General features: G+C 63.8%; 18 protein-coding genes. 8 read left to right on the forward strand and 10 right to left on the reverse strand.

Translation table 11 applies throughout. The annotated features are described in order from the left end of the window. Window positions 1-2 precede the first annotated feature (2 nt). Both ACSQ3S_RS17195 and ACSQ3S_RS17200 read left to right on the forward strand, forming a co-directional pair. Window positions 3-383, forward strand: a complete 381-nt coding sequence (locus tag ACSQ3S_RS17195; protein ID WP_176650654.1) for a PilZ domain-containing protein — start codon at window positions 3-5, stop codon at window positions 381-383. Between the two features lie 15 nt (window positions 384-398). Next, window positions 399-914 (forward strand): GNAT family N-acetyltransferase, encoded by a 516-nt coding sequence (locus tag ACSQ3S_RS17200; RefSeq protein ID WP_413446138.1) that lies wholly within the window; start codon window positions 399-401, stop codon window positions 912-914. Here the strand turns inward: ACSQ3S_RS17200 and ACSQ3S_RS17205 are convergent. Beyond that, entirely contained in the window at window positions 889-1,479 is a 591-nt protein-coding gene (locus ACSQ3S_RS17205; protein ID WP_176650656.1) for a DNA-binding protein, read from the reverse strand. The genes ACSQ3S_RS17200 and ACSQ3S_RS17205 overlap by 26 nt on opposite strands. A 65-nt stretch (window positions 1,480-1,544) precedes the next feature. Further along, window positions 1,545-2,561 (reverse strand): alpha/beta fold hydrolase, encoded by a 1,017-nt coding sequence (locus ACSQ3S_RS17210; protein WP_436143141.1) that lies wholly within the window; start codon window positions 2,559-2,561, stop codon window positions 1,545-1,547. 66 nt (window positions 2,562-2,627) lie between these two features. Here ACSQ3S_RS17210 and ACSQ3S_RS17215 point away from each other — a divergent pair, with 66 nt between their 5' ends. Beyond that, the gene (locus ACSQ3S_RS17215; protein WP_436143142.1) at window positions 2,628-3,407 is read left to right on the forward strand and encodes a TatD family hydrolase; all 780 of its coding nucleotides are present in this window, start codon (window positions 2,628-2,630) and stop codon (window positions 3,405-3,407) included. A 7-nt stretch (window positions 3,408-3,414) separates the two neighbouring features. After that, on the forward strand, window positions 3,415-4,086 hold the full coding sequence (locus tag ACSQ3S_RS17220; protein WP_436143143.1) for an ankyrin repeat domain-containing protein: 672 nt from the start codon (window positions 3,415-3,417) through the stop codon (window positions 4,084-4,086). 11 nt (window positions 4,087-4,097) lie between these two features. On the opposite strand, the gene ACSQ3S_RS17225 is transcribed toward ACSQ3S_RS17220, so the two are convergent. Then, complete coding sequence (locus tag ACSQ3S_RS17225; protein WP_436143144.1) at window positions 4,098-4,895, reverse strand: alpha/beta fold hydrolase; 798 nt, start codon at window positions 4,893-4,895, stop codon at window positions 4,098-4,100. 185 nt (window positions 4,896-5,080) lie between these two features. On the opposite strand from ACSQ3S_RS17225, the gene ACSQ3S_RS17230 reads away from it, so the two are divergent. The 3 genes from ACSQ3S_RS17230 (at window position 5,081) to ACSQ3S_RS17240 (ending at window position 6,640) form a co-directional block, all read left to right on the forward strand. Next, window positions 5,081-6,004 carry a methyltransferase domain-containing protein gene (locus tag ACSQ3S_RS17230; RefSeq protein ID WP_436143145.1) on the forward strand — a complete coding sequence of 308 codons (924 nt, stop codon included), beginning with the start codon at window positions 5,081-5,083 and terminating at the stop codon, window positions 6,002-6,004. 58 nt (window positions 6,005-6,062) lie between these two features. Next, the gene (locus tag ACSQ3S_RS17235) at window positions 6,063-6,311 is read left to right on the forward strand and encodes a hypothetical protein (RefSeq protein WP_353403619.1); all 249 of its coding nucleotides are present in this window, start codon (window positions 6,063-6,065) and stop codon (window positions 6,309-6,311) included. A 131-nt stretch (window positions 6,312-6,442) separates the two neighbouring features. Further along, a complete protein-coding gene (locus ACSQ3S_RS17240; RefSeq protein WP_176650662.1) occupies window positions 6,443-6,640 on the forward strand; it encodes a hypothetical protein in 198 nt (65 codons plus the stop codon). Here the strand turns inward: ACSQ3S_RS17240 and ACSQ3S_RS17245 are convergent. Next, on the reverse strand, window positions 6,637-7,794 hold the full coding sequence (locus tag ACSQ3S_RS17245; protein WP_176650663.1) for a phospholipase A: 1,158 nt from the start codon (window positions 7,792-7,794) through the stop codon (window positions 6,637-6,639). The two genes, ACSQ3S_RS17240 and ACSQ3S_RS17245, sit on opposite strands and share 4 nt — an antisense overlap. A 155-nt stretch (window positions 7,795-7,949) precedes the next feature. Here ACSQ3S_RS17245 and fusA point away from each other — a divergent pair, with 155 nt between their 5' ends. Further along, entirely contained in the window at window positions 7,950-10,052 is a 2,103-nt protein-coding gene (fusA, locus tag ACSQ3S_RS17250; protein WP_436143146.1) for an elongation factor G, read from the forward strand. Here the strand turns inward: fusA and ACSQ3S_RS17255 are convergent. From ACSQ3S_RS17255 to ACSQ3S_RS17280, 6 genes are all read right to left on the reverse strand, one after another. Continuing rightward, entirely contained in the window at window positions 10,049-10,540 is a 492-nt protein-coding gene (locus tag ACSQ3S_RS17255) for a hypothetical protein (protein ID WP_436143147.1), read from the reverse strand. The two genes, fusA and ACSQ3S_RS17255, sit on opposite strands and share 4 nt — an antisense overlap. Beyond that, window positions 10,537-11,349 carry a sterol desaturase family protein gene (locus ACSQ3S_RS17260; protein WP_436143148.1) on the reverse strand — a complete coding sequence of 271 codons (813 nt, stop codon included), beginning with the start codon at window positions 11,347-11,349 and terminating at the stop codon, window positions 10,537-10,539. Before ACSQ3S_RS17260 ends, ACSQ3S_RS17255 begins: the two co-directional genes overlap by 4 nt. Window positions 11,350-11,418: 69 nt before the next feature. After that, window positions 11,419-12,141: a PEP-CTERM sorting domain-containing protein gene (locus tag ACSQ3S_RS17265; protein ID WP_436143149.1), complete on the reverse strand. Its 723-nt coding sequence runs from the start codon at window positions 12,139-12,141 to the stop codon at window positions 11,419-11,421. 175 nt (window positions 12,142-12,316) lie between these two features. After that, window positions 12,317-13,378 (reverse strand): acyltransferase family protein, encoded by a 1,062-nt coding sequence (locus ACSQ3S_RS17270; protein ID WP_353403625.1) that lies wholly within the window; start codon window positions 13,376-13,378, stop codon window positions 12,317-12,319. Window positions 13,379-13,390: 12 nt separating this feature from the next. Next, on the reverse strand, window positions 13,391-14,560 hold the full coding sequence (locus ACSQ3S_RS17275; protein ID WP_436143150.1) for a DUF5009 domain-containing protein: 1,170 nt from the start codon (window positions 14,558-14,560) through the stop codon (window positions 13,391-13,393). Continuing rightward, window positions 14,547-17,294 carry a TonB-dependent receptor gene (locus ACSQ3S_RS17280; RefSeq protein ID WP_436143151.1) on the reverse strand — a complete coding sequence of 916 codons (2,748 nt, stop codon included), beginning with the start codon at window positions 17,292-17,294 and terminating at the stop codon, window positions 14,547-14,549. Before ACSQ3S_RS17280 ends, ACSQ3S_RS17275 begins: the two co-directional genes overlap by 14 nt. Window positions 17,295-17,312 lie beyond the last annotated feature (18 nt).

Below are 17,312 nucleotides of genomic sequence, written 5' to 3' on the forward strand. Positions count from 1 at the left end.
CCATGTCTGCTGCCAGCCCTATCGATCCGAACACCGTGCCGCTGGCACGGCCGACGGTGCTGTCGCTGGCCATCAAGGAAAAAGCGGCCCTGTACGCCGCCTACATGCCTTTCCTGAAGAACGGCGGCGTCTTCGTGCCGACCCAGAAACCGTACAAGATCGGCGACGAGATCTACCTGATCCTGGCGCTGATGGACGACCCGAACAAATACCCGATCGCCGGCAAAGTCGCCTGGATCACGCCAGCCGGCGCGCACAACAACAAGGCGCAGGGCATAGGCGTGCATTTCCCCGAAGACGAAAGCGGCCAGCGCGCCCGCCTGCGCATCGAAGAGATCCTCGGCGCAGCGTTGCGTTCATCGCGCGCCACCCATACCCTGTAACCTTGCTTTTATGCCATGACTTTCCGCCATCGCCTCGCCACGCTTGAAGACTTGCCAACCGTCGTAGCCATCTACAACACCACCATCGCCTCGCGCGAAGTGACCGCCGATACCGAACCGGTGTCGGTCGAATCGCGCCTGCCGTGGTTCCACGACCATACGCCGGAGAAGCGTCCGCTGTGGATCATTGAAAAGGCCGACGACGTGTCGGAGCGGCCGGAAACGCTGGGCTGGATGTCGTATTCCAACTTCTACGGCCGTCCGGCCTATTCGGGCACGTCGGAAATCTCGATTTATATCGCCGAGGCATGGCGCGGCAAGGGCATAGGCGGCTACTGCATCGAGCAGGCCATCGCGTATGCGCCGGCTATCAAGGTGCACACCTTGCTGGGTTTCATCTTCGGCCACAACAAGCCCAGCCTGGGCCTGTTCGCCAAGTACGGCTTTGAAACCTGGGCCAACCTGCCCAAGGTGGCCAACCTCGACGGCGTCGAGCGCGACCTGATTATCCTGGGAAAACGCGTGGCGTAAGCTGGATCTGGCCTGCCGGGCGCAGGCCGTCGAAATCGAATACCGCGGAGCGGCCGCCGGCAAGGCTCATGCCGAACGGCGAGATTTCGCTGCGCCCGTCGCGCGAGGACGATTGCAGATTGCTGAAATTGCCGAAACCGTCGGCCAGCGGTGGCGGGTTGGTGTAGCCGCCGGGGACGGGGTCGCCGCCCAGCTCTTCCACCCGGGCGGCCAGCCTGGCTACCGTGCGGCGCAGCTCGGCCAGTTCCTCTTCCTTCTGCCGCAGCGCCTGCTCGTGCTCGGCGCGCAGCGCATCCAGGCGGCGTTCGGCGTCGCCGTGCAGCTTGTCCGCCAGCTGTTCGACTACGCCGAGCAGGGTGCGGGCGGTGTCCTCCCGCGTCATGCCGGCGCCGGCGTCCTCGCTGCCGAGTTCCTTCAAATACTTGTGGATAGTCGACTTGGAGCCGGTGCCCAGCATGAGGCGCACCGCGTCGACGGACGGGTAGCGTCCTTCCGCCAGCAGCTGATCGCGGCTTGCCCTGACTTGGGACTTGCTTAATCCTGTACGCGCCATTGGTCTCGTCATCCGTGGTTCAAGTTCATAGTTGAGGATTGTAACAGCCTGGCGTCGATAGATGTCTCTCCGACCGCCTAAGGCTGCTTGAGCGCGCGGTCGACGGCGGGGCGGATCTGGTCCGCCGCGCAGAATACGGCCGAATGGCCGCAATCGCCCTCGAGCACGGTGGTGGTGGCGCGGATCTGCCGGGCCAAGGCCAGGGCAGGGGCCGGATTGACGATCAGGTCGGTGCGCGGGTTGATGATGTGGACCTTGGCCTTGATTTTTTTCGCCGCGTCGTCGCCGATATCCTGGGCCAGGAAGGCGCGCATCTGCCAGCGCGTGTCGTTGGCGTCGGCCGCGTCCGGATCGTATTCCACCGTCTCCGCGATGAACTTTTCGACCTCGGCAGGCCTGGTCTTGGCCGCGCGGTAGGCCGGCGTATCGAAATTCAGCGAAAAAATCTGGTGGTAGAGCGGCAGCCTGGGGTTTTGCTTGTAGCCGCCGTTGGCGTATTCCGGGTCGGCCAGCATGGCCGCTTCCTCGGTACGCCAGAACAGCAGGTCGTAGCTGGTCTGGCGCGGCGTGCCGGCGATGGGTACGGCCACCTTCATGAAATCGGGATGGCTGACCATCCACTGGAAGGTCTGCGTCGCCCCCATCGAGTAGCCGACGATGGCATGGACTTGCTTCAGGCCCAGCTTCTCGGTCAGCAGCCGGTATTCGGATTCCACCATGTCGCGGATGTTGAAAACCGGGAACGCCGTGCCATGCTGGCTGGCGCTGTTGGACGGCGAACAGCCCACGCCGTTGCCGATCGCATCGATGACTATTACGTAATGCCCGGCGGTGTTGAACAAGCCCTTGGCTCCGAGCAGGCCCAGCGCCTCGGCGCTCTTGCCGGTATGCCAGGGCAGGAACACCACGGCATTGGAGCGGGCCGCGTTCAAGCTGCCCAGGGTCCGGTAACCCAGCTTGCAATCCTTGATGACGGCGCCGCTTTCCAGGCGCACGTCGCCGAGGTCGGCAAACTGCTGGGGCGGCGCTTCGGCGGCCAGGCCTGTTGACAGGGGGAGAGCGAGTGCGAGGGCGGGAAGGATGCGGCGGGGCATGCGGGGACTCCTCTTGGATTCGGATCGCCGATTCTAGGCCAGCTACGCATAGGTTACAATCACGGCATGTTTATCGATTCCCATTGCCACATCAATTTCCCCGAGCTGGCTGCTCGCATGCCCGAAATCCTGGCCAAGATGGCCGACAACAAGGTCACCCACGCGTTGTGCGTGTCGGTGGATTTGCCGGATTTCCCCCAGGTGCTGGCGCTGGCCCACGAGTATCCGCATATCTACGCCTCGGTCGGCGTGCATCCGGACTATGAAGACACGCCCGAACCGAGCGTCGAACAGCTGGTGGAGCTGTCCAACGATCCGAAGATCATCGCCATCGGCGAGACCGGGCTGGATTATTTCCGCCTGCAAGGCGATCTGGAATGGCAGCGCGAGCGCTTCCGCACTCACATCAAAGCATCAAGAATCACGCGTAAGCCCTTGATTATTCACACCCGCAGCGCCAGCGAGGACACCGTCCGCATCATGCGCGAAGAGGGTGCGGGCACGGAGGCTGGCGGCGTGGCCGGCGTCATGCACTGCTTTACCGAGTCGCTGGAAGTGGCGCGCGCGGCGATCGACATGGGTTTCTACATCTCATTCTCCGGCATCGTGACCTTCAAGAGCGCCAAGGACCTGCAGGCGGTGGCGCTGGAAGTGCCGCTCGAGCGCATCCTGATCGAGACCGATTCGCCCTACCTGGCGCCGATGCCGCACCGGGGCAAGATGAACGAGCCGGGTTTCGTCGCCCACGTCGGCGAGTACATCGCCAAGCTCAAGGGCATCCCGGTGGAGCAGGTCGCCGAACAGACGAGCGCCAATTTCTTTAAATTATTCAACGTGGTAGCGTGACTTTCTCATGTTGATTCTATCCAAGAGGCGCCTGCTGTTGACCATGCTGGCATGCGCCTTGGCCGCGCCGGCCATGGCCGCCGAGCAGAGCGATGACGAAGTCGACTTCTTCCGCGCGGCCCAGCTGAACAACACTTCCGGCATCAAGAAGCTGCTGGCGCGCGGCGTCAGCCCAAACCTGCGCGAGCCGGCCGGCGAGACCGCCCTGATCGTCGCCATGCGCTACGAAGCCTACGACGTGGCCAGGATATTGATGGACCAGCCCGGCATCGACCTCGAAGCCAAGGCGCCCAACGGCAACACGGCGCTGATGATGGCGGCGTTCCGCCAGAACAAGGCGGTGGTGCTGGACATGATCAAGCGCGGCGCCCAGGTGAACCAGAAAGGCTGGACCGCGCTGCACTACGCGGCCGCCGCCGGCAGCGTCGAGGTCACCCAGCTGCTGCTGGACAACTACGCCTACATCGACGCCGAAGCGCCGTCCGGCATGACGCCGTTGATGATCGCCGCCCGCGAAGGCCAGGAGAAAGTCGTCGAACTGCTGCTGGAGCAGGGCGCCGACGCCTCGCTGATAGACGGCGGCTTCCACCTGACCGCCGCCGAATTCGCGACCAAGGCCGACAAGCCCTGGATCGCCAAGACCATCAACGCCCACCTGGCCGCCAAGGCCAAGCGCTAGCTGTCCGGCAGCTACAGGCTGGCCAGGAAATCGTGGATGTGAGCCGAACTGGTCGACGGTTCGCTCAGGTGCGGACAGTGGCCGGTATTGTCGATCACTTGCAGCCGGCTGCGCGGCAGGTGCGCATGCAGATAGTCGCCAACCTTGCGCGGCGCGATCAGGTCGTCGCTGCACTGCAGGATCAGGGCCGGTACGGTGGACTTGGGCAAGTCCGCGCGATGGTCGGCGGTGAACGTGACCCGGGCAAAATGTTTGGCGATAGTTTGGTCGTTGCGCTCGAAGCGGTTCAGCAACTCCATGGAGAGCGCGGGAAACCGCGGCGCGCCCATGATGGCCGGGGCCATCTTTTTTATCCACGTCAGATAGTTTTCTTCCATCAGTTGCAGCAATCCTTCAATGTCTTCGGGATTGTAGCCGCCGACGTAGTCGTCATCGTTGATGTAGCAGGCGGACGGTCCGATCATGACCTGTCCGGCGAACCGCTCCGGCGCCTCGATCGAAGCCAGCATGCCGATCATCGCGCTGACCGAGTGGCCGACGAAGATCACCGGCCCGGTGGCGCAGGCCTCGATGACATCGAGGATGTCATTGGCGTGGCCGTGCAGGCTGCCGTATTTCTCGTGATCGTAGGCGCTCAGGTCGGATTCGCCGCAACCGACCAGGTCCAGCAGTATGACCTGGTAGCGCTCGGCGAACGCCGGCGCCAGGAAGCGCCACATCTGCTGGTCGCAGCCGTAGCCGTGCGCGAACATGATGGTTTTCGGACCGGAGCCCAGGCAGTGCACATTGTTCCGGCGTTGAATGGTCATGAAGTTTCCGGAGGTTATGGTGGCGCTAGTATAGACACCAATGGCGGCTGGTGCTTGGCTTTTCAACAACGCCCGAATTGACGGGTTTTTGGGCTCCAGTTCCCAGCTTGGCGGGTCAACATTGTTGACGATAATGGCTCCAGTGCATTGCTCCCAGACACAATGCGCATCAACCAAGGATACCCATGCTGAACGAACGCGAGATTGAAAGCTGCTATCTGGGGCAATTCATTCCAGTCCACTACCATCACAACATGCTGATGGATCAAAACCGCATGCACGGCTTCAAGTCGGCGATCGATTACGCGGTCAAGCCCGGCGCCAAGGTGCTGGAATTGGGCGGCGGCACCGGCGTGCTGTCGTGGTTCGCGGCGGCCAAGGCGGACAAGGTCTATTGCGTCGAGTTCAATCCCGACATGGTCAAGGAAGCGCGCAAGATGCTGGCGCTGAACCCCAACGGCGAAAAAGTCGAGGTGGTGCACGCCGACGCCTTCGAATACCTGCCGCCGGAACCGGTCGACGTCGTCATCTGCGAGATGATCCACGTCGGCATGCTGCGCGAAAAACAGGTCGAAGTCATCGAATCGTTCAAGCGCCGCTATACCGAGCGCTTCGGCGGCCCGCTGCCGGTGTTCCTGCCGGAAGCCGTCATCATGGCGGTGCAGCCGCTGCAGCAGGAATACGATTTCGAAGGTTTCTACGCGCCCATCGTGCAGTTTCAGGAAACCACCGTCATCTATCCCGGCACCGTGGAAATGGCGCAGCCGGCCGTCTACAGCATCATCGACTTCAACCAGCCCAACGAGCTGACCTATTCGTGGCAGGGCAAGTTCGTGGTCGAACGCAGCGGCGAGATCAACGCCATGCGCTTCGTCACCAAGAACATCCTGGCCGTGGTGAGCGAGCGGTCATCCACCATCGACTGGCTGAACCACTATATGACCTTGCCTCTGGCCACGCCGGTCCAGGCGCGCGAGGGCGACGTGCTGCAGGTCACTTTCCAGTACCGCGCCGGCGGTTCGATCCCGTCGCTGCAGGCTTCGCTGCGCGCCGACATCCTCTACGAGGCGGCAATGCAGCCCTTTCAATCTGTTCCCGCCTACGCGTAAATAGTCCCCACGAAGGTCGTTCCGCAGCGTATATTTCGTCTTTTGCACAGAGAAATATATGGAACAGAACGACCAGCGCTACCTCATCCAGCAGAACAAGATCGCCGACGGCGACACCAAGCCGCCCGTGTTTGCCAAAGTCATGCGCAGCAAGGAAGGCGTGTTCGAAGGCGTTTCCTTCATCAAATCCAAGGAAAAAGCGTCGATCCTGACCATCGAGCAGGCCAACCAAGCCATCGAATGGGCGGCCAAGAAGAAACCGAACGCCCACGAATACGTCACCAAGATCATCTGCGTCGGCCAGTAATCTCCATTCATCCGCGAATTCCCGCGATTGATCGCGCTTTTCTGCAGTTGGTCGCATGGCAATTGCCCGTCGCCGGCCAGCGCATTACAGTGATAGCATTGACAACGCATTAACTGACTCGGGAGCATCTCATGCTGGGATTCGTGCTGTGGCTGGTTCTGTTATTCCTGTGCTGGCCGCTGGCTTTGCTGGCGCTGGTGCTGTATCCGCTGCTCTGGCTGATCAGCCTGCCGTTCCGCCTGATCGGCATCGGCGTCGAGGGCGTGTTCGAGTTGCTGCGCGCCGTCGTCATGCTGCCGGCGCGCATACTGCGCGGCTCGCCCCGTTAAAAGTCGACCAGGAATCCCGCTCCCAGGGATTTCTGCGAATAGTTGTAGTCGATCAGGCTTTGGCCGTAGCCGGTGAACGCCTGCAAATACCCCTTCAGGTTGGCCGACAGCGGGAACGCCCATCCGGCCTGCAGGGCGCCGTGGCGGGTCGAAAAATTCCTCCGCGCCATCAGCGAGACTTCGTGGCCGTTGCTGCGGTAGCTCAGATTCAGGTCGCCGTGGCCCAGATAGTCGGTGATGTCGATGTTGTCGTTGTCCGAACGGGCGTTGTCCAGCCGCTTCCACAGGCGCAATTGCGCGGCGAACTTGCCGTGTTCCGCCCCCACCTCCGCATAAACCCGGTTCCAGCTGCGCGACAGCGTGGACGTCTGCCCGTTCGACTGGTGCACCATGCCCAGGGTCAGGTAGCGGATGTCCAGCGCGCTGCCCAGTGCCAGGCTCAGCGGCGTGGTCAGCATCAGTTCCGGCTGGTAGTTGGTCTCGCGGAAGGGGCTGGAGGCGGCGCGGTTGTACGCTTGCCAGAAGCTGTTCTGGGTGTAGCCGAACCACAGGTCGACCGGCGTATTGAGCATCTGTTCGATCAACTTCATCTTGAAGCTGAGCTGGTAAGTCAGTTCCACGTGCTTGGACTTGACGCCGGCCGGCGTGAAATCCTCAAAAGGCCCATCGTTGGAGCTGGTGCTGTAGTTGGCCAGCAGCAGGTAGGTGTCGCGATGGGGGCGGAAATTGAACACGCCGCGCTTGGCCGAGCGGTCCAGCTCCCACCATTGCACCATGCGCGACACCGTGTCTTCCGGCGGAATCGTGGTGATGGCCGCCAGTTTGGAAGGCAGCTTGGGCTCGGCCGGAGGGTCTGCCGGCTGCGTCGCTTGCGTGGGCGCCGCCGAGGATGGCTGGGTGATCGCCGTCACCAGCGCGCTGGTCTTGCCGGGATCGGGTTTGCCGACCGCGTTGCCGCCGGCGGCGGTGACGGCGGGCCCGGTTTTCGACAGGCCGTCATAGCAGGCCAGGCGCGCGCTGGCGTCGCCGAGCAGCGCGCAGCGTTCCAGCCGCATCTCCAGGTCGGAGGCTTGCGGTGATGCGGCTTGGGCCAGGGCCAGGCCAGGGGCCACGCCCAAGGTCAGGATAAATGAGATTTTCGGTCGAAGCGGCATGCAGATTTTCCAGGTGATGTAAGCTATACAGGTTGCTGTTTGTTCCACAGACTATATTACTTGCCTCTAGTCATGTCGCACGCTAAGGCAGCACTTGAATTCGCCATAAACCGCCGCACCTGCATCCAACAGAATTGTGTTCAAGGAGAATTGTGATGACCCGCAAGACCCCCATCGAGCGTTACCGCAACATTGGCATTAGCGCCCACATCGACGCTGGCAAGACCACGACCACGGAGCGCATCCTGTTTTACACCGGCGTCAACCATAAAATCGGTGAGGTACATAACGGTGCCGCGACGATGGACTGGATGGAGCAGGAACAGGAACGCGGGATCACCATCACGTCGGCCGCCACCACCGCCTTCTGGAAAGGCATGGCCGGCAATTTCGCCGAACACCGTATCAACATCATCGACACCCCGGGCCACGTCGACTTCACCATCGAAGTCGAGCGCTCGATGCGGGTGCTGGACGGCGCCGTCATGGTGTATGACGCCGTGGGCGGCGTGCAGCCGCAGTCGGAAACCGTGTGGCGCCAGGCGAACAAGTACAAGGTGCCGCGCATCGCCTTCATCAACAAGATGGACCGCGTGGGCGCCGACTTCTTCCGCGTGCGCGAGCAGATCGCCACGCGGCTGAAGGGCGCCGCCATTCCGATCCAGATACCGCTGGGCGCAGAGGACAATTTCCACGGCGTGGTCGACCTGGTCAAGATGCGCGCCATCAACTGGGATGACGAGAGCCTGGGCGTCAAGTTCACCTACGAGGACATTCCGGAGCACCTGAAGGCGCTGGCGCAGGAGTGGCACGACAAGATGGTCGAGGCCGCCGCCGAAGGCTCGCCCGGGTTGCTGGAAAAATACCTGGACGGTGGCGTGCTGACCGAGGAGGAAATCAAGGCCGGGCTGCGCCAGCGCACCATCCGCAACGAGATCGTGCCGATGCTGGCCGGCAGCGCGTTCAAGAACCGCGGCGTGCAGGCCATGCTGGACGCGGTGGTCGAGTATCTGCCGTCGCCGGTGGACGTGCCGGCGATCGCCGGTACCGACGAGGACGATAATCCGATCGAACGCCATCCGAACGACAGCGATCCGTTCTCGGCGCTGGCGTTCAAGATCATGACCGACCCGTTCGTCGGCCAGCTGACGTTCTTCCGCGTGTATTCGGGCGTGGTCAATTCCGGCGACACGGTCTACAACCCGACCAAGAGCCAGAAGGAGCGGCTGGGCCGGATCCTGCAGATGCATGCCAACGAGCGCAAGGAGATCAAGGAAGTCTATGCCGGCGACATCGCGGCGGCGGTCGGGCTGAAAGGCGTGACCACCGGCGATACGCTCAGTTCGCCCGATCACGTGATCGTGCTGGAAAAGATGATCTTCCCGGAACCGGTGATTTCGCAGGCGGTGGAGCCGAAGACCAAGGCTGACCAGGAAAAGATGGGCATCGCCCTGAACCGGCTGGCGCAGGAAGACCCGTCGTTCCGCGTGCACACGGACGAGGAATCGGGCCAGACCATCATGTCCGGCATGGGCGAGCTGCACCTGGAGATTCTGGTGGACCGCATGCGGCGCGAGTTCAGCGTCGAGGCGACGGTGGGCAAGCCGCAGGTGGCCTATCGTGAAACCATCCAGCGCACGGCCAGCGACATCGAAGGCAAGTTCGTCAAGCAGTCGGGCGGACGGGGCCAGTACGGCCACGTGGTGCTGACCCTGGAGCCGCTGGAGCCGGGCAAGGGTTACCAGTTCGTCGACGCCATCAAGGGCGGCGTGGTGCCGCGCGAGTTCATTCCGGCCGTCGACAAGGGCGTGCAGGAAACCTTGCGCAGCGGCGTGCTGGCCGGCTATCCGGTGGTGGACGTCAAGGTCACGCTGACGTTCGGCTCGTACCACGACGTGGACTCGAACGAAAACGCCTTCCGCATGGCCGGCTCGATGGCCTTCAAGGACGGCATGAAGCGCGCCGATCCCGTGCTGCTGGAGCCGATGATGCAGGTGGAAGTGGAAACGCCGGAAGAGTTCATGGGCAACGCCATGGGCGACCTGACGGCGCGGCGCGGCATGGTGCAGGGCATGGACGAGATCCCGGGCGGCGGCGGCAAGATCATCCGCGCGCTGGTGCCTTTGGCCGAGATGTTCGGCTACTCGACCACGCTGCGTTCACTGACGCAGGGCCGGGCGACGTACACGATGGAGTTCAAGCACTACGCCGCCGTGCCGAAGCACATTCTGGACCAGGTCGCCGTCAAGGGCCGTTAGTCGAAGACCTTCAGCTTGAGCTGGACGGAAATGGCGCCGTAGAGCCGGTCCTTATAGGTCGGCACGATGGCGACATTGACGCCCACGCTCTTGTATTCGAAGCTGGCGGTGGGGATCGCCGCCAGGAACCAGCCGCCGTCGCGCATCTTCGGGTAGCCGTTGAAGCCGCCCGCCACCGCGCCCAGCCGCACCGGGCCGATTTTCCACGGCTGGTAGTACAAGCCCACATAATTGGAGTAGCCGCGGTCGCTGTTGTAGAAGCGGCCGGCCGTGGCCGACGCCACCGTCGAAAAGCGGTACTCGCCGCCCAGGCCGGGATTGCTGTCGTTCAGGCCCTTGTCGCGCTGGAAGTGGTAGGAGTAGAAGCCGCCGTTCAGCCACACTTCCTTCAGCGGCGCCGATTCGATGGTTTCAAAGGTGTCGGCCGCCGCCGCACCGGACAGGCAGGCCAGCAGCACCGCGCCGGCAATACGCAAACTTTTGATCATCCGAAGCTTTCTTCGTCATGTTGAGGACGACGGATTATAGCGTCCCGGTGGAGGCCGTAGGCTTCCGGCCACTTGGCCGGCAGGTGCCAGGTGCCGAACACGCGGTCGAGGAAGGGCAGGGTCGACGCGAAGTTGCGGTCCAGCGGCGCGACGCTGGTGTGGTGCCAGTGATGGAAGGCCGGCGTGGCGATGATCGATTCCAGCGGGCCGAGACGGACCCGCAAGTTCGAATGGATGAAAAATCCCCATGCCGTGCCGATGACGATGACCAGCGCCGGCGCCGCGCTGCCGCCCGCGCTGGCGCCGGCCAGGCCGAGGACGTACAGCGGCGTCATGCCGAACAGGCGGGTGACGATCATGTCCACCGGATGCGCATGCGTGTTGATCAGGAAGTACAGGTGCTCAGGCTTGTGATGCACCGAATGGAAATGCCACAGCCACGGCAAGCGGTGGCTCAGGCGATGCCCCCAGTAAAAGCCGGTTTCCGCGATCAGCATCGACAGCGGCAGCTTGACCGCCAAGGGCAGCGCGCCCATGGCGGCGGGCACGGCGACCGGCAGCACCGCTTGCGCGGCCACGGCCACCACCGCCATCAGCGCGCCGAGGATGGCGGCCGGCAGCAGGCTGTTGAGGAAATACAGGCCGAGATTGAGCGCCAGCGCGCGCCGTGTCAGTCGCGCCTTGCGCACCGCCAGCCAGCGTTCCAGCGGCACGAATACCAGCGACAGCAGCACCAGCCACAGGCACAGCCGCGCGACGTTGACGGCGAAGGTGGGCAGGTAGGCGAGGATGTCGTTTATCAGTGTCATGGCTGGAATGATAGCGGAAAAGAAAATGCCGGACGCGTGCGTCCGGCATCGGTTGCGGCTGACAGTATATTACGCAGCCTTGGCTTTGCGGCGGCGCGCGGCGAAACCAACCAGGCCCAGACCCAGGCCCAGCATGCCCCAGGTCTGCGGCTCAGGTACAGCGGCGGTCATCGACACGCCATCCAGCAGCGAGAACGGCGGCACGCCTGCAGGCGTGCCCACGGCCAGGAAGCTCAGCAGTTCGCTGGTGCCGGTCGCGGTGAAGGTGAAGGTTTCCTTCTGCCAGCCGGTGAAGCCGTGGTTGACGTTGTTCTTCACGGCGGTCGACTGGGTTTCGCCGCCCAGCGAGACTTTCCACTGTTCGGTGGTGGCGCCGTTGAAACCGGACTGCTGGGCGCCGGCCCAGTAGAAGGTCAGGTTGTACTGCTGGCCGGCCACCAGGCCGTTGACCGTCTGCGACAGCGGAGCGACTTCAAACGCGCCGTCGGAGGCGACGAAATTGCCGCCGACCGGGCTGGCCTGCAGGCCATTGGCCGAACCATTGTTCGGGCCCCACAATTGCAGGTTGCCGTAGCTGCCGGGCGTGCCGCCGTGATCGACGTTAGAGCCGCTGAACAGGAAGTTGTAGCCGGCCGTGGTCCAGCCTTGCAGCTGATGGCCGCCCCAGTTGATCTGGCCGTAGTCGCCGGATTCGAAATTGCCGTTGACGATCAGCTCGGTGGATGCGCTGGCAACGCCGCTGCACAGGGCAGCGGCGGCGGTAACGGCCAGCAGTAAGGATTTCAAACGCATAGATGGCTCCTGATAAAGTTCACTAATTAAAAAGCAAGAACTTGCCTGAGCGACATTATGCTCAAGAATAGTTTTTTTAGGAATATTTTTAATTTGTAAAGTAAGTTGCCACTAGTTTAAGTCTTATGCTAAAAATTGGAAGCGCTGCCACGGCGGCCTGAGCAAACCGCGCCCGTCAGATCGTCATGCGCCAGTTGCGCCGGTAGGCATACGCCATAGCGAGCCAGAACACGCCGGTGAAGGCCGCCGCGAAGGCCACGGACGCCACCCAGGGACCGAAAAGCGGTGCCAGCGGGCGGCTGAAAACATGGGCATACAGCGGCGCCATGACCCCGCTGCCTTCAATCACGCAAGTCGCGATCCACGATCCGGCGTAGGCGGCGATGGCGTTCACGCCCATCGCGCGGCCCAGCGCCGGCCAGCCGCGCACATCGATCAACTGGTGCGCCAGCGCAATGGCCAACATGCCGAAGCCGCCGGTCCACAGCGCGAACGAGGAAGTCCACAACTGCTTGTTCAACGGCAGTGCCAGCGACCACAGGCCGCCGAGCAGCATCGCCGCCGCGCCGGCCAGCGCCAGGTTGCGGGTCTGTCCCTTGCGCAGCCAGTCGCCGGCGCGCAGGCCGAGGATCACCGTGGCCAGCGACGGCAGCGTGCCCAGGATGCCCTCGGGATCGTGGCCGATGCCGGTGGCGGCGTCGTACTGGTAGGCCAGGTGGCCCAGCAAGGCGCTGTCGATGCGGTCCGCCAGGTTCAGGCCGGGCTCCAGCGATCCGCCGGCGGTCAGCAGCGCCCAGTAGCCGAGCAGGATGGCCGCGCATATCGCCCACTGTGCGCGGGCGCTGCGCACATGGATCGTCAGCAGCGCCGCCGCGGCGAAGCAGATGCCCGTCCTTTGCAGCACGCCGAACAGGCGGAAGCCCCGTCCATTCAGCAGCAGCATCGCCACCACGTGCAGCGCAAGGCCCAGCAGCACGATGCGCACGGCGCGCAGCAGCACGGCGCGCGTCAACGGCGCCGTGGCCGCTCCTGCATCCAGGCGAGGGCTGAGCGCCAGGTTGATGGACACGCCCACGATCAACAGGAAGACGGGGAATATGAAGTCGGGCGGCGTGCAGCCGTGCCATTCGGCGTGTTCCAGCCAGGGGTAGACGTGCGACCAGTCGCCGGCGTCGTTCACCAGCAGCATGGCGGCCACCGTCAGGCCGCGCACTGCGTCGATAGAATTGATGCGCATAGATTTTTAAGTTTATAGCTGCAGTTTGATATGCATGCGGTTGAGAACTGCTGCCAGCGCCATGACGATAACGGCATAGGCGGCGGCCCAGAGCAGGCCGGGCCAGCCTGCGCCCAGCACGGCGGGAAACGACAGATGCAGATACTGCATCAGCGCGTAGACGATGTAGGGAATGATGTAGGTCAGCAGCGGATTGGCGGCGGCCGGGCGCACCAGCGCGGTCCAGCGCTGCCGCCGCTGGACGTCCACCAGCCAGTACAGCGCCGCAAACAGCAGCACGCAGATGGCGGAACTGTACAGGGCCCAGCTGGGCGTGGCGTCGATCTTGGAGACGTGGAAGGCAGGGCGCAGCAAGAAGGCGATGACCGCCAGCACGGCGGCCAGCGCCGCCGCCATGCCGAATGCTCGGCCGGCCCGCCCGCCATCGCCGAAGAAGATCAGCGCCGTCAGCAGCCCGCACAAGGCGATCGACGTGTGCACCGCGTTCTCGGCCTGGGCGCCAAACCACGACGGTGCCGCCACGGTGCGGGCCAGGCAGTAATACGCCGCACAGCCCAGCACCAGCAGGGCCACCGCCACCAGACTGCCGCGCGTCAGCCGGAATGCCACGCTGGCGTACAGGTAGGCCCAGCCGATCAGTCCCAATATGCCCCACCACTGCGGCGCCAGCCGCAGGCTGCCGTCCGGGCCTCCCCGGAAAGCCAGCGCCAGCGCGACCAGACCGGCCGCGCCGAGCAGGCGCAAACCGATTGCCAGCGCCTTGTTTTCGAACCGGTACACCGCCCATACCAGGATCGCACAGACGTAGAACAGCAGCGACCACACATGGATGGACATGCCCATCGCCGCCTCGTTGTAGCCTTCCTCGGCATTGACCATGAAGACACCCAGCACCAGCAGGCCGGCGGCGCGCGACAGCATGTGGCGCCACTGCCGCCACGTGGAGTCGCCCGCCGCCAACCGCTGCGCCGCGGCGAACGGGATCGACATGCCGACGATGAACAGGAACGCCGGGAACACGACGTCGGGGAAGGTCATGCCGTCCATGCCGGCCGGGGCGTGATCCATCCAGGCCGGCACGCCGCGCACGCCGGCCAGCGCGTTCACGAAGATCATGACCAGTATGGTGATGCCCCGGAAGGCATCGATCGCCAGCACCCGTTGTGGTTTAGAGTTTGCCACGCAAGCCCAGATAGTATTGACGGCCGTTCGAGTACGATGCGATAGGCTGGTCCTTGTTCATGCCGTAGTAGCGCAGCACGGCGTTGTTCAGGTTCAGCGCATCGAAGGTGACCGACAGGTTCTCGTTGATCTTGTAGCTGACCGACGCCGCCAGGTTGCCGGTGCCCGCCATCACCTGCGGGAAGCTGTTGTACAAGCCGCCGGAGAAGCTGGAACGGTAGGTGTAGGCCAGGCGCGCGCTCAGCTTGTCGTCCTCGTAGTAAGTCTCGGCATTGTAGGTGTTTTTGGAATTGCCCACCACCGCCAGTCCGTCGTCCGCCTTGCCGTCGGTGTAGGTGTAGTTCAGCACCACGCCGACGCCGCCGAACAGGTCCTGCTGGTAGGCCAGCTCCGCGCCCTTGTTCTTGGCGCCGATGTTGGTCGGCGACGAGATCGTGTAGCTGTCGAAGCGCTTGAACGAGTTGTTGAAGTAGGTGAGGTTGGCCGTGCCGTAGGTGACGTAGGACGACATGTCCATGTAGAACAGGCCGGCCGACAGCAGGGACTTCGGCGAGAAGTACCACTCCAGCGCCGCGTCGTAGTTGGTCGAGCGGACCGGCTTCAGGTTCGGGTTGCCGCTGCTGCCGGTCAGGTTGGTGTCGTTCAGCGTGACGGCGCCCACCATCGCGCTGTAGTCGGCGCGGGCCATGGTCTTGGCCACGGCGAAGCGGCCCACCAGCGTCGGCGAAAGGTCGACCTTGACGTTCGCGCTAGGCAGCACGTCGTTGTAGCCGCGCTGGTTCAGGGTCGGCGTGTAGACGCCGTTGACGTTGTTCTGGCCGATCGGATTGTCGCCGCCCGGGATGTTGGTGATCGTCGCCTGGTTGGTGTGCACGTAGCGCAGGCCGACGTTGCCGCGCCAGCCGTCGCCGGCCAGGTTGACCATGCCGTAGACGGCGCTGGTCTTCTCCTTGACATCCATCTCGCCGGCCCAGTTCTCGGTATTCGGGCCGCCGGCCAGGTCGTACCTGGTGGCCCAGGCCGCGATGTTGGCGGGGCTGATCTGCCACACGTTGCGCAGGAAGCCGCCGCTGCCGGAAATGCCGTTGCCGAAGTTGGATGGATACGTCGCGCCATCCCACACCGGCAGCGGCGCCGACGTGGTGCCGTCGCACACGGCGCAGCTGCGGTTCTCGGGCTGGCTGACGTTGCGGTGGTGCTCGGCGTAGCGCACGCCGAACTTGGCCGACTCCATGACGCCCTTGTCCAGTTTCAGTTCGCCGTCAAGCTGGCCGTATTTTTCCGTATCCAGCGTGACCACGTGCGAGCCCCAGGCGGAGGCGGTCACGTAGTTGGTGAACTTGGAAGTGTCTGCGCCAGGGAAGGATATCGTCGCCGGCAACATGCCGTTCAGCGTGTAGCTAGAGCCGGCGCCGGTCAGGCCTGCCTCGTAGCCGATATCGGCCGGGGTCTTGCCGGTGCCGCGCGTGTAGCCCGCGCTGCCGGTGATGCGCAAGTCCTGGTTGACCTTGTAGGCGCCATCGAGATCGATGTAGGCCGAGGAGGACGAGGAGCCGGGACGATAGATCTGGTCGCCGAAGGCCGAGTACAGCGACGAATTGTACGGCTTCGTGGCGCTGACCGCCGGGTACTGCGAGGCCGGTATCGTGGCCGACACCAGCGTGCCGCTCCTGACCGTGTAGGCCGACGGTACCACGCCGACGGAGGCGCCGGTGTCCGGATCGGTGGCGTTCAGGTTGCCGGCGATGTTGTTGTAGAAGCTGCGGTTGTAGTTGGCCGCGTCCAGCTGCGAGCTGAAGCCGTTGATGTCGAAGCTGAAGTCTCTGCTCGGCTTGAACTGCAGGTCGATGGCGCCGCCGGTGCGCTTGCGGGTCTGTTCGAACAGCGAGGCGCTGATGCCGGCCGGCGCCAGTACGCCCGCCAGTTCGGGGTGCGCCTTGGCGGCGTTGCTCTCGGCGTCGATCGGCGCATAGCCGTAGAACTCCTGGCCGTCGCGGCGCTCGTGGCGTTTTTCCGAGAACAGCTGCAGCAGCACGCCGAAGGTCCTGGCGTCGTTCTTCCAGCCGATCAGCGCATTCAGTTGCGGGTCGGTCTTGCCCGGCAGGTCGGCGCGGATCGCCTGGACCGAGGCTTCCAGCGTCAGCTGCTTCTTGAAATCGAGCGGCTTGCGGGTTTCGATATTGACCGAGCCGGCCACGCCGCCTTCGACCATGTCGGCCTGCTGGCTTTTCTGGACCGTGACGGCACTGACGATTTCCGACGGCAGCAGCGCGTAGCTGACGCTGCGCCCGACGGCGCCCGCCTGGTCCAGCACGAACCAGTCGCCGGTGCCGATGGTGTGGCCGTTGACCAGCGTTTGCGTCAGGCTGGAGCTGGTGCCGCGGATGCTGACGCGGTCGTTCTCGGCGAAGCCGCCTTCGCCGCCGGCAGAGGAGGAGATGTTCACGCCCGGCACGCGCTGGATGGCGTCGGCCACGTTCTTGTCCGGCATCTTGCCGATGTCCTCGGCCGATACCACTTCGGACAGCGTGTCGCTGTTGCGCTTGCGCGTGAGCGCCTGCTGCAGGGAGGCGCGGATGCCGGTCACCACAACCTGTTCCATCGGCTGGCCGTCGGCCGCGGCCTGCTGTGCCAGCGCCGGCGACGATGCGCACGTCACCATCGACGCCAGCATCAATGCCACAGCCGACGCGATAGGCGTCGGCACCGTTTTCATCCCTGCTTTGCTGTCCATCTACTCTCCCTTGTATTG

This window comes from Duganella sp. LjRoot269 (assembly GCF_964254095.1).
In the GTDB taxonomy this organism is placed as follows: Bacteria; Pseudomonadota; Gammaproteobacteria; order Burkholderiales; family Burkholderiaceae_D; genus Rugamonas; species Rugamonas hordei.

Excerpts from the sequence above, each read along its gene's own strand:
- ACSQ3S_RS17215 (WP_436143142.1), top strand. The coding sequence starts at position 2,628 with ATGTTTATCGATTCCCATTGCCACATCAATTTCCCCGAGCTGGCTGCT.
- ACSQ3S_RS17270 (WP_353403625.1), bottom strand. The coding sequence starts at position 13,378 with ATGCGCATCAATTCTATCGACGCAGTGCGCGGCCTGACGGTGGCCGCC.
- ACSQ3S_RS17255 (WP_436143147.1), bottom strand. The coding sequence starts at position 10,540 with ATGATCAAAAGTTTGCGTATTGCCGGCGCGGTGCTGCTGGCCTGCCTG.
- ACSQ3S_RS17265 (WP_436143149.1), bottom strand. The coding sequence starts at position 12,141 with ATGCGTTTGAAATCCTTACTGCTGGCCGTTACCGCCGCCGCTGCCCTG.
- ACSQ3S_RS17230 (WP_436143145.1), top strand. The coding sequence starts at position 5,081 with ATGCTGAACGAACGCGAGATTGAAAGCTGCTATCTGGGGCAATTCATT.
- ACSQ3S_RS17225 (WP_436143144.1), bottom strand. The coding sequence starts at position 4,895 with ATGACCATTCAACGCCGGAACAATGTGCACTGCCTGGGCTCCGGTCCG.
- ACSQ3S_RS17195 (WP_176650654.1), top strand. The coding sequence starts at position 3 with ATGTCTGCTGCCAGCCCTATCGATCCGAACACCGTGCCGCTGGCACGG.
- ACSQ3S_RS17245 (WP_176650663.1), bottom strand. The coding sequence starts at position 7,794 with ATGCCGCTTCGACCGAAAATCTCATTTATCCTGACCTTGGGCGTGGCC.
- ACSQ3S_RS17280 (WP_436143151.1), bottom strand. The coding sequence starts at position 17,294 with ATGGACAGCAAAGCAGGGATGAAAACGGTGCCGACGCCTATCGCGTCG.
- fusA (WP_436143146.1), top strand. The coding sequence starts at position 7,950 with ATGACCCGCAAGACCCCCATCGAGCGTTACCGCAACATTGGCATTAGC.
- ACSQ3S_RS17240 (WP_176650662.1), top strand. The coding sequence starts at position 6,443 with ATGCTGGGATTCGTGCTGTGGCTGGTTCTGTTATTCCTGTGCTGGCCG.
- ACSQ3S_RS17235 (WP_353403619.1), top strand. The coding sequence starts at position 6,063 with ATGGAACAGAACGACCAGCGCTACCTCATCCAGCAGAACAAGATCGCC.
- ACSQ3S_RS17220 (WP_436143143.1), top strand. The coding sequence starts at position 3,415 with ATGTTGATTCTATCCAAGAGGCGCCTGCTGTTGACCATGCTGGCATGC.
- ACSQ3S_RS17260 (WP_436143148.1), bottom strand. The coding sequence starts at position 11,349 with ATGACACTGATAAACGACATCCTCGCCTACCTGCCCACCTTCGCCGTC.
- ACSQ3S_RS17205 (WP_176650656.1), bottom strand. The coding sequence starts at position 1,479 with ATGACGAGACCAATGGCGCGTACAGGATTAAGCAAGTCCCAAGTCAGG.
- ACSQ3S_RS17200 (WP_413446138.1), top strand. The coding sequence starts at position 399 with ATGACTTTCCGCCATCGCCTCGCCACGCTTGAAGACTTGCCAACCGTC.
- ACSQ3S_RS17210 (WP_436143141.1), bottom strand. The coding sequence starts at position 2,561 with ATGCCCCGCCGCATCCTTCCCGCCCTCGCACTCGCTCTCCCCCTGTCA.